Consider the following 13,031-nt stretch of genomic DNA (forward strand, 5'->3'; position numbering starts at 1 on the left):
TCTTACTCCTGCTGCACATCGGCGTGCAACGCCGCCTGGTTCGGGAACGGACTGTCGTCCGCGAATCTGACGGCGGCCGCGACGACCTGGCTCACATCCCGTTCGAGTTGTTTGAAATCGGCTTCGACCGCCAGGTTCTGATTCACCATCGTCTGCTTCAAGACAACGAGCGGGTCGCGCTTGCGATGCTCCTCCACTTCCTCTTTGGTCCGGTAATGGCCGTGCGCCGGGTCGGCCATCGAGTGGCCCATGAACCGGTAGGTCATCGCTTCAATGAACCAGGGTCCGCGCCCCGCGCGCACCTGCTCCGCCGCCTTCTGCATCGTTGAACGAACCGCGAGCACGTCCATACCGTCCACGCGCTCGGCCGTGATCCCGTAGGAGCGGGCTGTCTCCGCGACATCCGTATAGAGCGCGACGGCCCGTTCGACGGGAGTGCCCATGCCGTAGCGATTGTTCTCACAGACGAAGATTACCGGGAGTTTCCATAAAGCCGCTAGATTGAACGCCTCATGCGCTTGGCCGCTCGGCACCGCCCCCTCTCCGAAGAAGCAGACCGTGACCAGGTCGAGCGCCTGATACTTCATCGCGAAGGCCAGACCGGTCGCGAGCGGGATGTGGCCTCCGACGATGGCATAGCCGCCCATGAACCGGTGCGCCAGGTCCACGAGATGCATGGACCCGCCCTTGCCTTTGCAGAGGCCCGTGGCTTTGCCGAACAGCTCGGCCATGACCTCGCCTGGATCGGACCCTCGTGCCAGACAGTGTCCATGGTCGCGGTAGGCGCTGATGACGTAATCATCCGGTCGAAGGGCTGCCAGGGCGCCGACTGCAACAGCCTCCTCGCCGATATAGAGATGGAGAAAGCCGGCGATCTTCGCGAGGGCATACATCTCCGCCGCTTTCTCTTCGAACCGGCGGATCAGCAACATCTGACGATACAACGACAAGAGCTCCGCTCTGTCCATACCGGTCATTATGCATGGCGGCTCGGAGCTGACTCAAGCAGGATATGCCCAGATTAGGAAAAACCGTGGGGAACTCAAGAGCTGATCGCGAATGGCTGATGGCATAGGAAGGGCTGCGGCTTGCGATGAGGAACCTTCAGCGTCTTCCTCGAGGGCTGGAACCACACTGACAGATTCTACCGTTCCGGGGAGCGCCGCCCGACCCGCAATCGCCCCCCCACCTCGTAGGCGCTGGCGGGAAACAATGCGGCTCGCCTCCCGCCCCAAGACAGCGCGAGGACCGTGACGAATGATGGGACGATTTTGAGACTTGGCAGTTGGTCGATCAGGGCAGGTGGGTCAAGAGGCACCCGGACTCCTGAACGGAGTCCATCCTGCCCTCACCGAAAATGTTCACAAACCGAAAACCGGCTGCATCGTTGTACCCGGCGTGACGCTCTCTATTTCTTCTCGGGCGTCGCAGGCGTCTCGGTCGTTGCAGGGGTCGCGGGCGTTGCAGGAGTCGCGGGCGTTGCAGGAGTCGCGGGCTTCACGGGCGCCGGGGGCTTCACGGCCGCCTTGAACTCCTCCTCCGAGATCTCCTTGACGTCCGAAGCCTGGAGGGTGATCGTACTGCCTGATTTGGCATCTTTGAACTTGATAGAGCCGCTTCTCGACTTATCGATGTCGGTCGTATAGTAATCTTTCGATCCGCCGGACGGATCGCTGATTCGATAGTACGAGGTACAACCAGCCGTCACCAGCGCCAGGCCACACAGCAGCCACACACTCAGTTGCTTCTTGCTCATCTCTTCTCCTTTCGCTCGCCCGCGAGGCCATCAGAAGGCCAGCGGGATCTCCACGGTGAACTGCCCCCTCACAGGATCCGAGTTGTCTCCTCGGTCTGCAAGGCCTGCGACCTGTCCTCACAAAAGCCCTGTTGGCATGTTAGCGGCCATAGATTGGGAAGGCAAGAGGCTGTAGAACGGGTCTGTCGAGAAATTTGCAGGTGCCGACGGCGGTGTTCGTTACCTGGTCGCTGAACGCCGGATACTCGTGGAGCACACCCCAAAGCCGGCCGAGGCGATGTCCGATTTGTTTCTCTCCGTATCCAGGCCGACGCAACGTCGCCCTGGCCGGCCTCAAAATCCGACCGACAGCCCCACCGTTCCGGTGAGCGCCGTCCGGTCGGACGGGCCGGCGAATTCCGTGCCGAGGCCGCCGTCCAGCACGATGCGGGAGGTGAGCTGATGGCGCAGACCGATTTCGATGCCGGTGTTATTCGGTTGACCCTGCAGGTCCGACTGTCTCGTGTAGATGCTGGCGATCAACGTGTCGCGAAAACTCGACGGGTAACCCAAGGGGTAGCTCACGGCTGCGACCGCGCGATACGTCCCCGGCCTCTCCTGCCCCTGCGGTGATCCGAGGATGGTGTAGCCCGCATTGAGGTGCGCGCGCAGCCGCCCGAACGATCGGGTGAGGATGCCGGTCAGCTGCGTGTCCACGCCTTTCGAGTTCACGCCGGTGGGGAGATCCACCTCGACGCGGGCCGCGAAGGCCGGCAGCTGCAACGTCTCCGTATTGAAGTTGTACAGCACACCCAGATGCAGGTCGCCCGACTTCGCCGATCCGACGAGGGTATTGGGATCGGACATCAGATCCCCCTGAATTTCGATCTGCGTGTTGTCGAAGGCCCCGTAGATGATCTGCGGCTGGAACGTCACGCGGGTGCGGCCTTCCCGCCGGTCGTTGAAGCGCACGCCGCCTTCCATGCCGATTTCTCCCTTCGGAATCGCGTAGGCGTCCTCCATCCCGATGGGCCGGTTCGGGTCAAGGTTATCGTGGTCCAGGGCGAAGCTCCGCAGAGGAACCAGCCCAAGCAGGAACCCGATCATCACGCTGATTGTGCATAACACCAGCCGGCTCAATGGTGATGCTCCTTGTCTTGCACGATCATCGGATTCGTCGCATCGGCGCTCGCCAGATAATAGGTGTTCACGAGGCGATAGATCTCCGCCCGCTTCGCCTCCCAGGTCGGCACCACCTCACTCGCGAGGATGTCGCTGATGTTGTCGTGCAGCATGTGGAGATTGTCGAAGATGTTGGCGATCTCCGGATAGCGCGCGGCGAACGACGGGCTCAGCTCCGCCGTCAACGGCATGAAGGTCCACTCCACCGGAGGCTGTTCGAGATAGCGGCGATAGGTCGCGAGGATGGGCCGCACCGCCTGTTTCTTGGCTTCCAGGTCGCGCGCAGCCTGCAAAGGATCGTACACGGCGACTTGCAGGTAGTGGTAGGACCAGATCGTCGCGTTGAACAGGGGAAACCTGGTTCGGAACGTCTTGGAATAGGGAAACTGATCTAAACGGTGATGGTCCAGCCGTTTGGCAGTGATGGCGTAATCGCTGTCCTGGTAGTAGGCCAGCACGTTCCGGAGCGCGCGGTCCTTGTCCGGCTCGTCGGACACCACGATGTCGTACGTCGCGCGATGCAGGGCATGCGCCTCGTCGAAGGTGTTCTGCGCGCGCCAGGCCAGCTTCATGTAGGTGGGGGCGATGGCCTCCTCGTTCGGGTTGATCCGGGGCTTGGTGGCGATGAACGCGAGCGTGTCCTTCCTCGCCCGGTCTTCGATGGCCGGCACGTCTTTCCCGCCGGTCAGCAATAAATTTTCATAGAGATTGGAATGGCCGAAATCGACCCCGTTGAACTCGCTGTCGAGTTCGGCCAGATCCTCGCGCAGCGCGAAGTTCCACAGGGCCCGGTAGTAGAACCGCTTGTCGCGCGGTTCGAACTGGCTGCAGGCGCCCACCGTCACGGCGATTGCCGCCGTCACGATGAGTGTCGCCACCCGCATGAGCTTCCCGATCCGCATGGTTCTCATCCTTCCGTCTCCGCCCGTTCGATCAGTGGTGGTGCGCATGCACCAACGCGTGGCCTTTGCCTCGTACGATCAGCCGGCGGTTCACCGGAAAGGCCGCGACTCCCGCCAGGACCAACGACAGGATCAGGCTCCCCCAGAACAAAGGATCCGGCAAGCCGGCATCCATCGCGCCGGGGATCGCGAGCATGAGCGCATTATCCACCATCTCCATGGTCGCCATGGAGATGGTATCGGATGCGAAAGCCAGCGAAAACGCGGTGCCCCAGGCCATCCCCGCCCGGCGCAGCGGCCGGAGCGTCATCGTATAGCCGGAGAGGAAGGCCAGGGCCACGGCGAGCGCCACAGTCGGCCCATTGGTCCAGCCGAGCGCGGTCCCGATCACCATCCCGAGGATTTCGCCGATCGTGCAACCGGTCAGGCAATGGACCGTCGCCATGAACGCCGTCCGGTTGAGCGAGGAGGCTTTGTGCGTGTCACCGTGATGATCGTGCTGCCCGTGATGGTCCCCGTGACCTCCGGCGTAACCGTGATGTCCCCGTTGCGCGTCGTGCTGTGAGAGGGTGGCGGCGGCTGCATTGGCGTTCATCATGGTCGGACCTCCTGTGGTGGTGGTTGATCGCCCCTTCACCACTACAGACGGAGCAGGCACAGGATTATTACAGTGCGCCCGACATCATGGTTTCGCCGGGGTCCCGGTTCAATCGACCGCTACTCGCAGGTGCAGTTGAGACACCCGTGCTTGGTGCACACACCGCAGGATTGCTCCAGGCTGATTCGCAAGGCCTGACGGGCCCGATGGAGCCGGACGGTGAGATTGTTGGAGGTGACCTTGAGGTCCTTTGCCACCGCCGCCGGTGACTCCCCTTCCAGGTCGATGCGTCGGATGAGGTCGGCATAGCCCGGCCGCATCTGCTGTAAGAGGGTGCCGAGACAGGCACAGACCGTCGGCCGCAGGTCATCCAGCGCCGGTGTCTGATCTTCGCCCGCCGCGACCATCTCCCGGAGCAGGCCTTCCACCTTTCGATGGTCGGCGGCGTGCGCCCGATAATAGTCCGCCACCGCATTGCGTAAAATGCGATAGAACCAACTGACGACGCTGTCGCTCTTCTTCAGTTCGTGGCTGCGTTCGACCGCCTTCATCAGACTCTGCTGCAGCAGGTCTTCGACCACCGCGTCGTCGGACAGCCGTTTGCGCAGGAAGGCGCGGAAGGCCGATCCCTCTTCGAGGAGGCGGTGCGTGAGGTCATCCGGCCCGACGGCGTGCTGCGATGGTTTCGTCATTCCTGCGACGATCCTTTGTCGTCGTACCACTTCTCGCGATAGATCGGGCAGGGGCCTTTCGCCTGAAGCCGGGCGATGACGTCGGCAATCATGGTGCTGCTGCCGCAGACGTAGACGGCGAGATGGTCGACCGAGGCGACCCGCTCATCGAGGAGCCGGAGGACGCGGCCCGTTTCGCCGGACCAGCCCGGCTCGGGGCGGGAGAGTGTGGTGAGGGCGGTAAAATTCGGCGCGTGCCGGCTCAGCTCCGCCCATTCATCCTGGTAATACAGATCCTGCTGGCTGCGCAGCCCCCAGAACAGGGTCGCGGGCCTCGGATCGGAATGTTGGGCGTTCGCCAGGATCATCGAGCGGATCGGGGCGATGCCGGTGCCGGTGGCGATGAAGAGCAGTTCGCGCCCCGGATCCTCGCGCAGATAGAAATTCCCCGCCGGTCCTTTGAAGTGGACCTTGTCCCCGACTGTAAGATCGAAGAGGAAGCCGGAGCCCGGTCCTCCCGACACCAGATTAAACAGCAGGGTGATGACATCCCCGCGGCCGGATGATGAGGCGATGGAATAGGCCCGCGTCACGGAGCGGCCGGTCTGCGGATGCGGCATCTCGAAGGAAATGAACTGGCCCGGCTTGAACGAGATGGCCGTCGGCTCGACCAGACGCAGATCCAGTTCGCGCACGTCATGGGTCAGATTCCGGATCGCGTCGACCCGGGCCGTGAACGTCTCAATCGGCATAACAGATTGCTCCCCGTGCAGCGACGTGGCGCCTCCCGCCCCTGTCGCGTACGCCTCGATTTCCTCTCATCACTCGGGCGCCCCCGCGCCTTGATGGCGGAAGCATTATCAACTTCCAGGGAAAAATTCGTCAAGAACGCAGGATCCGGGCAGGACACGGTCGCAGGGGATCGCAAGTGGGCGGCTTACGACAAGCCGTGTTGTTCACGCCCGATGCGGCCGTCGTAGTGGTCGGAGGATTTAAAGAGTTCGAATCGCCCCTCCCGCGCGAAGACTGCAACGCGGGTGCGTACCGCCTGCATCTCCGCAGCAGTCATCGGCGTGAACCGGCGGAGTATGGAGAGATTCTGCTTGAGCACCTCGCGCGAATCGATGCCGCTCACGACGGACGCCACCGGCAGACTCAACACATAGCGCAGGGCTTCTTCGGGACTGACAAGGCCCTGCTTGACGGGCTCGGCGTTCCCGCTCAACGATTTCATGGCGAGCGCCGCGATGCCGCGCCGGTTCACGACCGGCAGCACCTCCTGCTCGAAACTGCGATAGGTCCCGTCGAAGACGTTCAGCGGCATCTGGCAGGTATCGAACGGCGCCTCGCGCGCCAGCATGTTGAGGTGAATGCGCGGATGCTTGTGGCCGGTGAACCCGATGAAACGGACTTTGCCCTGCCGCCTGGCCTCGAGCAGCGCCTCGACGGCCCCGCCCGGCGCCATATGACGATCGGGGTCATCGTCATAAATCACTTCGTGAATCTGCCAAAGATCCAGGTAGTCCGTTTTCAAGCGACGCAGTGACTCGTCGAGCTGTTGCAGCGCGACCCGCTTGTCGCGCCCGTGCGAACAGACCTTGGTCATGAGAAAGACCTGTTGGCGCCGCCCCTGCAGCGCCCTGCCCATGAGTTCTTCCGACCGTCCTCCGTTGTATTCCCAGGCGTTGTCCAGGAAGGTGATACCTCCGTCGACCGCCTCGTGCAGGAGACGGATCGCCTCGGCGTCGCTCTGCAGGCGGCCCCAGTGCGCTCCCCCGAAACAGAGCGCGGAGACACGCACGCCCGTCCTGCCCAATGCACGCATCGGCATCTCTCCGGCCGCCCCGTCCGTCACCGACGCCTCCGGCGCCGCCGATTCGGCGAACCCGCGCGGCCCTTCGAGGGCCAGGATAGACCCGGCCACGCCCAGCGTTTTCAGCAGCTGCCGGCGGGTGAGTGCCGGCGCACCGTCCGGCGGGGGTGCAGGTTCCGATGCCATGGAGGATTACGTCTCCATCATTTCGAGCCGCGCATCGAATTCGTGTCCGCAGGCGAGGCAACGGATGCAATCGGACTCGACCGCGAATTCGTCGGCGCGAACGCCCATGCCGCCGCAGTCAGGGCACCGAGCCAGATGGACCCGCTGGTCGTCCACGGTTTCGTACTGCGAGCCGTGGAGACAATAGACAGGCTTTCCATCGAGCAACCAGGGCTGCCCCGCGTTGTCGACCACCGGCAGGACCATATAATGATGGTTCACATAGTCGGCGAGGTCCTCCCGGTTCGTGAACCCGTCTTTGATCAGGGCGCGCGTGACCGCATCGTAGAGCCCATGCCCGATTACAATCGCTTTGGTTGGACCCATATCCCACCTCCTGTTGTGAGAGGAGCCTATGGCCGTCGCCCGGGGGTGCCGCATGAGACACGCGACACGGAACGTGGCACGAACACACCGGGACTAGACGACGCCGGAGTAATACCGAAGCACGTTGGAAACGGAAATCACGCCGATGATCTGCCCGTCCTGGGTGACGGCGAGATGGCGGGTGGCCTGATCTTTCATCGCGCGCACGGCCTCGATAATCGGGCGGTGGCCCTCGATGGCGATGACCGGTGCCCGCATGCAGTTTTTTACGGAGGTGGTTCCGGGGTCGAGCCCGTTGGCCACGACCTCGCGCGCCAGGGCCGAATCGGTCAAGACCCCGACGTAGGATCGACCGTTGGTCACCAACAGAGATCCTGTTTTCCATCGCTGCATGAGCTGCCCCGCCTCTCGCAGGCTGGCGTCCTGGGACACGCTCCTGATCTCGGTGGACATGTGCTCGGCGACCTGAGGGCCGATGAGCGTGGGCCCGATCCTGGATTTCTTGGGTGCGGCGGACCGGCGCGCTTCCAATTCCGAGACGCAGCTCTCCAGCACACGGTTGCGCTGCAACAGACTTTGCCGCTGGCTATCCATACCGGTGCCTTCGGGGGCTTCGTCCGGCATGTTGACCAAACCGGCCGCCTCCCCCAACTCGGCATATTCGTAGGCATGCAACAGATCGGACGTCTGCCCGAGCAGTTCTCCGATCAACCGTTCGGTCTCCAGGTCGAATTCGTCCAGGCTGCGCATCGTCGTACCTTTGCCCAGAAACGGAGCGAGGTCGGCGAGCTGTTTGCGCACGCGTTCGATACTGCGGTCGAGAGACACCCGGGGTTGAGAGGAAGCGGTGCGAGTAGCCATAACACCTCCGATCGAAAGAGGTGGGAGAGAAAGACAGCCAGATTCTACGCCTGCACGAAGGGGGGAGGCAAGCCGGCCCGCGCTGCAACGGATCGCCGTCAGCAGGTCATCCAGGCACGGTTCCCCACGGTGAACAGGGGATAGGGACACATCCACACGAGACCGAGGAAGTAGAGGCGGGCATAGGCGATGACGAACCGCAGATCGACAGGAACCAGGTGGGGTTCTCATCCGACGCGACGCCCAAGCTGGACGACCTGGCGGAAACAGGCGGAGACACCGGCTCCATGAATCATTCCTTGCTAGAAAGTCCGGACGGACAAAGGCCGCTTTTATGAGGCCTGGGTCTGACCGTCAAGAATGCCAGCGACGTGCCCCGGCAACGTCTCGATGGCAATAGAATGGGAGCGACAGACGAAAGGAACGGAACACGGGAATGGGGGAGCCGCCGCAGCGGCTCCCCCGGGCGGATAGGTCTACTGCTTTTCGACGATATCGCCCTTCATCGGCCCCAGCACGCCCAGGAGTTCATCCTTCTCGGTCTTGCCCACCTTATGGTGATCCAAGGCGCCGGCCAGATCCTCCACCAAGGCGCCGAATGCGGCGGCGCTGACGCCCATCCCCGCATGGGTCTGCTTCATGGTCCGCCCGGTATAGTGGCAGGGACCGCCGCTGGCTTCGCAAATCTGGTTGACGAGATGCATCTTCAACTTCACCAGATCGGTGCTCTTGAAGTAACTGTTGATGCGCGCGTCGCCGCCGACTTTTCCCACGAACGTCTCCACCACTGCCGTGATGGCGCCTTTGCCGCCCAACCGGTCGTAGAGCGACTTGGCCGCTTGGTCGCCGGCCTCCGCCGATCCGACCGCCAACATCACGCTCACCGCCGCCACGCCCCACATTATCCGCTGCTGCATACTGCCCTCCTGTGTGGTGAATACGCCGGTCTTACCGGCCCTTGCTGCCGCTGAAAACACTGTCCACCGTTCGACGCGTCGCCTTCCGGCACCGGCACGAAATCGGGGCATTCGAGCCGCAACTGCCCCTCGCCCATCGCCTTATTCACGAATGTGCCGTGATGGGGCTTCGGCGCCTTCGCATGGGCATACGGATGAAAATAGGAACACCCGGCGCACATGCGCACCGTGGAGATGACACCCTGCTCCTGCAACGCCTGGATGATTTTGATGAGCCCGCGCAACAACACGGTTTGCTCCGCCGTTGACAAGCAAGCGACGCCCATCCGCACCAAGTCGCTCCAGGCGCCGGTTCGCCCGGCTTCCTGCCTCCCGGCTGCCGTCAGCGTGAGCGCCACCGAACGCCGGTCATCGGCCGCGCGAGCTTTCCGCACCAGCCCCTTGCGCTCCGATGCCCCGACTGCATCGCTTGCCGTTGCCGCCGTCAGACAGATCTCGGCCGCCACATCGTTCAATCGCATGCGCTGCCCCCACGCTCCATCAAGCACACCAGAATCACCCTGAGTGAGGGTCAGGTTTCTGGCGGCGCCGCCTTCCCACGCCTGATGCCGCAACGCCACAGCCACTTTGCCGGGCCCGACCGCAATGTGGTCCTCGATCGCCTTGTCTGCCCGCATGGGAACCGGTGTGGCCATGATCCGCCATCCCTACGCAGACAGCGTGACGATGAAGCCCCCGGCCTCGCGAAACTCCCGTTGCTGGGTCTCCGTGAAGAGCGCCAACGGCTCCTGATGACAAAACTGACATTCCTCCGTTGTCACCGTCGCCGCCGTGAGCCCCATTGACGCCATATGCTGGTTCGCCAGCCTCAACGCGGTCGCTTCGTCGCGCGTCATGACGTCGAAATGATGCATGCGCCCCGCCGCCTCCACCCACGTATCGAACACCTTAACCGCCTCCATCGCCGCCTCCCTTGTATTTGCCTAATTAGTTAGGACTCCTGAATACTACAAAACGTTCGGCTTCCTGTCAACAAGACCTTCTCAAGGCGGGACCGTGAGCGGGCGGAACCGGCCTGGCAATGACGGCGCGCCACGCAGCGCACGACCCGTGCAAAAGGACGGGGTTCGCGATTGAGAGAAGCGGCGATCTACCGGGCAGTTGCGCGCCAGGCCAAGGTCATAGCCAGCAACAATAAAAGAGCGGCAAGGAGAAAGGGCGCGCCGGGAAGAGGCACGGACGCGCTGAGGGCGGCATCGCTCCTGATGAAGAACGCGAATGTTTGAGTAAACAGCCCGGGACCGATGAGCCCGGCGATGCCGGAAAGGCCGGCGATGGCGCCTTGCAACTGACCCTGCTCGGACGCACTGACGCGCCGCGTCATGAGCGACTGGGTGGCCGGCCCCGCCAATCCCCAGAACGCCATGACCGGAATACCCGCGCAATAGACCCATGCCGTAGGCGCCAGGCCATACAGCGAGAAACCGATGGCGCCGCACAGCAACCCGGTGAGCAGCGTCCGCCGCTCACCGAGGCGGGCGGTGATGGGCCGCATCAGCACCCCTTGCACCAGCATGGCGCTGATGCCGGCGCCGGCCAGCATGAAGCCGACCGCCGACGGTCCCCAGCCATACCGATAACCGACGTAGAGGACGGCCGTGCTCGGCAACACGGCATGAGCGAGATAGCCGAGAAAGGCGACGGTCGCCAGGCTGAACAATTCCGGGTGTGAGCGGAGCAGCACCAGCGAGCCGATCGGGTTGGCCCGCTTCCAGGAAAAGGCCATCCGCTTCTCGCGAGGAAGCGACTCCGGCAGGACGAAAAACCCGTAGCAGGCATTCACCAGACTCGTCACCGCCGCCCCCCAAAAGGGCAGACGCGGATCGATCGTGCCGAGCATTCCTCCCACTGCGGGACCCAGCACAAAGCCCAAGCCGAAGGCCGCGCCGATCATGCCGAAACCGGCGGCCCGTTTCTCCGGCGGCGTGACGTCGGCGATGTAGGCTCCCGCGGTGCTGAAGCTCGACGAGGCGATGCCCGAAATGACCCGGCCCACGAAGAGCCAGGTGACATCGGGCGCCAGGGCCATGAAAATGTAATCGAGGCCCAAGCCGAGATTCGACAGCAGAACGACCGGCCGGCGCCCGAACCGATCCGACAGCGCGCCCTGAATAGGTGAACAGACGAACTGCATGAGCGCCCAGGCCATCCCCATGAGGCCGTAGATCTGGGCGGCCTGCGCTGCGTCCCCGGCCAGAAACTCTTCGACGAGCCTGGGCAGGACGGGAATAATGATCCCGAACGACAGCACGTCGAGCATGACGGTGATCAGGATGAACAGGATGGCCGCCTGACGCGGCCGGCTGACAGGAGACTCGGCCATAGCCGGGGTATCCTAGCAGGAGGCCCCGTGCGGCGATATGGACAAATGAAGGAAGGACGGATTCTCAGAGCGTGAGCTGCGACCCCGCATCCCGCCGGGAAGACGTGAGCGCTAGAATAGCGACACGTGGCTGGTGCCGAAGTTGACGCGGCATCCGACGAGGTAGAGCGCGCCTTGCTCGTCTTCCCTGAGCGGTTTGGTCCAACAGACTTCGGCAAGATAGAGACCGTATCGGAACTTTGAATCGGTCGTTTGCAATTCCAACAGTTGCCCTGCGTGAGGAGCGATCCCCAGCAATAACCGCAGGCCGGTGGGACTCTCGTTCACCGCGGTGCCCAGCCCCTCTTCAAGCGTCACCCCGTCGCGATCGACGGACCGCATCAGCCCGTAGGAGCAGGGGCTGATCTTGGGGCTGCGTGCCTCCCGCCGACGTTCAACCCGCAGAACGCCGTCCTCCCCCGATTCCCCGCCCGGAAGAGAACCGGCCGTTTCACCCAACCCCATCTTTCCCAGCAACGTCTTCCCGTACAAACCTATCGATGCCATAAGCTGCCTCATCATGTTCGCCCCGGTTCCGCACCCATTGACCACCTGACTCGGCATCTCCCCGCTTGGAGATCGCCGACAGCCTCAATGCTGTGACGTTGTAATACACCAACCGGCTGATTGTATAGAAGCCAAAAGGGTTCCATAAAAATACGTAGCCCACACACTGCTGTTTCGTGCGCGGTCGCCGGATACACTCCCGTAACTACGGCGGGAATGCACAGAGAAACCATTGCTGAAAATTGACTGATTATTCGGCAACATGCGACGATTTGACCCGTCAGGCATGGCAATAGTTTGAACTATCCTGCCGTCTCAGACGAAGCGGGAACGATCTTTCTAACGCTGCCGGACAGGTTAAGACATGCAGCTTGTTGTCCTGAGGAATCGGGTTCCGCAGATCCATGACCCGTTGTCGATTTCAGGCTTCCCCGACGACTATCCGGTGAAGGCCGATATCCGGCGGTCGCGGCACACCACCTGTAACCCCGTGGGGAGCACACCATGAAATACCTTTGTCTGGTCTATGTCGAAGAAAAGATCCTCCATGCCCTGCCGAGCCACGAGCGGGCCGCGCTCTCCGACGAGTCGATGGCCTACTGCGACCGATTGCAAAAGATCGGCCAGTTGCTGGCGGCTTCCCCGCTCCATCCGGTGGAGACCGCCACGACCGTGCGGGTCCGCGAAGGCAAGGCCTCGACGACCGACGGGCCGTTCGCCGAAACGAAGGAACAACTGGGCGGCTTTCTCATGCTCGACGTGCCGGACCTGAACGACGCGATCCGCATCGCGGCTCATTTCCCCGCCGCCCGTTATGGCAGCGTGGAAGTCCGTCCGATGAAGGAACTCGGCTGCGCGTAACGGACCAAGC

General features: G+C 62.8%; 17 protein-coding genes. 1 reads left to right on the top strand and 16 read right to left on the bottom strand.

Annotated elements, in window-relative coordinates; translation table 11 throughout:
- Positions 1-2: 2 nt before the first annotated feature.
- From pdhA to ACO9S2_RS05185, 16 genes are all read right to left on the bottom strand, one after another.
- Complete coding sequence (gene pdhA, locus ACO9S2_RS05110) at positions 3-968, bottom strand: pyruvate dehydrogenase (acetyl-transferring) E1 component subunit alpha (protein WP_423720867.1); 966 nt, start codon at positions 966-968, stop codon at positions 3-5.
- Between the two features lie 176 nt (positions 969-1,144).
- A complete protein-coding gene (locus ACO9S2_RS05115) occupies positions 1,145-1,318 on the bottom strand; it encodes a hypothetical protein (RefSeq protein ID WP_423720868.1) in 174 nt (57 codons plus the stop codon).
- Between the two features lie 90 nt (positions 1,319-1,408).
- Positions 1,409-1,756, bottom strand: coding sequence for a hypothetical protein (locus ACO9S2_RS05120; protein ID WP_423720869.1), 348 nt, complete (start codon positions 1,754-1,756; stop codon positions 1,409-1,411).
- A gap of 333 nt (positions 1,757-2,089) precedes the next feature.
- Complete coding sequence (locus tag ACO9S2_RS05125) at positions 2,090-2,875, bottom strand: transporter (RefSeq protein WP_423720870.1); 786 nt, start codon at positions 2,873-2,875, stop codon at positions 2,090-2,092.
- Entirely contained in the window at positions 2,872-3,828 is a 957-nt protein-coding gene (locus ACO9S2_RS05130) for a hypothetical protein (protein WP_423720871.1), read from the bottom strand. Before ACO9S2_RS05130 ends, ACO9S2_RS05125 begins: the two co-directional genes overlap by 4 nt.
- 22 nt (positions 3,829-3,850) lie before the next feature.
- A complete protein-coding gene (locus tag ACO9S2_RS05135; RefSeq protein WP_423720872.1) occupies positions 3,851-4,417 on the bottom strand; it encodes a DUF4396 domain-containing protein in 567 nt (188 codons plus the stop codon).
- A gap of 119 nt (positions 4,418-4,536) precedes the next feature.
- Positions 4,537-5,109 carry a sigma-70 family RNA polymerase sigma factor gene (locus ACO9S2_RS05140; RefSeq protein WP_423720873.1) on the bottom strand — a complete coding sequence of 191 codons (573 nt, stop codon included), beginning with the start codon at positions 5,107-5,109 and terminating at the stop codon, positions 4,537-4,539.
- The gene (locus ACO9S2_RS05145) at positions 5,106-5,840 is read right to left on the bottom strand and encodes an FAD-binding oxidoreductase (protein WP_423720874.1); all 735 of its coding nucleotides are present in this window, start codon (positions 5,838-5,840) and stop codon (positions 5,106-5,108) included. Before ACO9S2_RS05145 ends, ACO9S2_RS05140 begins: the two co-directional genes overlap by 4 nt.
- A gap of 185 nt (positions 5,841-6,025) precedes the next feature.
- Positions 6,026-7,087: an aldo/keto reductase gene (locus ACO9S2_RS05150; RefSeq protein ID WP_423720875.1), complete on the bottom strand. Its 1,062-nt coding sequence runs from the start codon at positions 7,085-7,087 to the stop codon at positions 6,026-6,028.
- Positions 7,088-7,093: 6 nt separating this feature from the next.
- A complete protein-coding gene (locus ACO9S2_RS05155) occupies positions 7,094-7,453 on the bottom strand; it encodes a hypothetical protein (protein WP_423720876.1) in 360 nt (119 codons plus the stop codon).
- A gap of 93 nt (positions 7,454-7,546) precedes the next feature.
- Positions 7,547-8,314 (bottom strand): cyclic nucleotide-binding/CBS domain-containing protein, encoded by a 768-nt coding sequence (locus ACO9S2_RS05160; RefSeq protein WP_423720877.1) that lies wholly within the window; start codon positions 8,312-8,314, stop codon positions 7,547-7,549.
- A 476-nt stretch (positions 8,315-8,790) separates the two neighbouring features.
- A complete protein-coding gene (locus ACO9S2_RS05165) occupies positions 8,791-9,231 on the bottom strand; it encodes a group I truncated hemoglobin (protein ID WP_423720878.1) in 441 nt (146 codons plus the stop codon).
- A complete protein-coding gene (locus ACO9S2_RS05170) occupies positions 9,216-9,926 on the bottom strand; it encodes a MarR family winged helix-turn-helix transcriptional regulator (protein ID WP_423720879.1) in 711 nt (236 codons plus the stop codon). The genes ACO9S2_RS05165 and ACO9S2_RS05170 overlap by 16 nt, the downstream gene beginning before the upstream one ends.
- Positions 9,927-9,938: 12 nt before the next feature.
- Complete coding sequence (locus tag ACO9S2_RS05175; RefSeq protein WP_423720880.1) at positions 9,939-10,193, bottom strand: DUF2024 family protein; 255 nt, start codon at positions 10,191-10,193, stop codon at positions 9,939-9,941.
- A gap of 188 nt (positions 10,194-10,381) precedes the next feature.
- Positions 10,382-11,614 (bottom strand): TCR/Tet family MFS transporter, encoded by a 1,233-nt coding sequence (locus ACO9S2_RS05180; RefSeq protein ID WP_423720881.1) that lies wholly within the window; start codon positions 11,612-11,614, stop codon positions 10,382-10,384.
- Positions 11,615-11,725: 111 nt separating this feature from the next.
- A complete protein-coding gene (locus ACO9S2_RS05185) occupies positions 11,726-12,160 on the bottom strand; it encodes a hypothetical protein (protein WP_423720882.1) in 435 nt (144 codons plus the stop codon).
- Between the two features lie 504 nt (positions 12,161-12,664).
- Here ACO9S2_RS05185 and ACO9S2_RS05190 point away from each other — a divergent pair.
- Positions 12,665-13,021 carry a YciI family protein gene (locus tag ACO9S2_RS05190; RefSeq protein ID WP_423720883.1) on the top strand — a complete coding sequence of 119 codons (357 nt, stop codon included), beginning with the start codon at positions 12,665-12,667 and terminating at the stop codon, positions 13,019-13,021.
- Positions 13,022-13,031: the final 10 nt, after the last annotated feature.

The sequence above is a fragment of the Nitrospira sp. NS4 genome, from assembly GCF_049546785.1.
Classification (GTDB): Bacteria; Nitrospirota; Nitrospiria; order Nitrospirales; family Nitrospiraceae; genus Nitrospira_D.

Coding starts and splice junctions, on each gene's coding strand:
- ACO9S2_RS05130 (WP_423720871.1), bottom strand. CDS start 3,828: ATGAGAACCATGCGGATCGGGAAGCTCATGCGGGTGGCGACACTCATC.
- ACO9S2_RS05190 (WP_423720883.1), top strand. CDS start 12,665: ATGAAATACCTTTGTCTGGTCTATGTCGAAGAAAAGATCCTCCATGCC.
- ACO9S2_RS05160 (WP_423720877.1), bottom strand. CDS start 8,314: ATGGCTACTCGCACCGCTTCCTCTCAACCCCGGGTGTCTCTCGACCGC.
- ACO9S2_RS05150 (WP_423720875.1), bottom strand. CDS start 7,087: ATGGCATCGGAACCTGCACCCCCGCCGGACGGTGCGCCGGCACTCACC.
- pdhA (WP_423720867.1), bottom strand. CDS start 968: ATGGACAGAGCGGAGCTCTTGTCGTTGTATCGTCAGATGTTGCTGATC.
- ACO9S2_RS05170 (WP_423720879.1), bottom strand. CDS start 9,926: ATGGCCACACCGGTTCCCATGCGGGCAGACAAGGCGATCGAGGACCAC.
- ACO9S2_RS05185 (WP_423720882.1), bottom strand. CDS start 12,160: ATGGCATCGATAGGTTTGTACGGGAAGACGTTGCTGGGAAAGATGGGG.
- ACO9S2_RS05165 (WP_423720878.1), bottom strand. CDS start 9,231: ATGCAGCAGCGGATAATGTGGGGCGTGGCGGCGGTGAGCGTGATGTTG.
- ACO9S2_RS05155 (WP_423720876.1), bottom strand. CDS start 7,453: ATGGGTCCAACCAAAGCGATTGTAATCGGGCATGGGCTCTACGATGCG.
- ACO9S2_RS05175 (WP_423720880.1), bottom strand. CDS start 10,193: ATGGAGGCGGTTAAGGTGTTCGATACGTGGGTGGAGGCGGCGGGGCGC.
- ACO9S2_RS05120 (WP_423720869.1), bottom strand. CDS start 1,756: ATGAGCAAGAAGCAACTGAGTGTGTGGCTGCTGTGTGGCCTGGCGCTG.
- ACO9S2_RS05140 (WP_423720873.1), bottom strand. CDS start 5,109: ATGACGAAACCATCGCAGCACGCCGTCGGGCCGGATGACCTCACGCAC.
- ACO9S2_RS05135 (WP_423720872.1), bottom strand. CDS start 4,417: ATGATGAACGCCAATGCAGCCGCCGCCACCCTCTCACAGCACGACGCG.
- ACO9S2_RS05145 (WP_423720874.1), bottom strand. CDS start 5,840: ATGCCGATTGAGACGTTCACGGCCCGGGTCGACGCGATCCGGAATCTG.
- ACO9S2_RS05180 (WP_423720881.1), bottom strand. CDS start 11,614: ATGGCCGAGTCTCCTGTCAGCCGGCCGCGTCAGGCGGCCATCCTGTTC.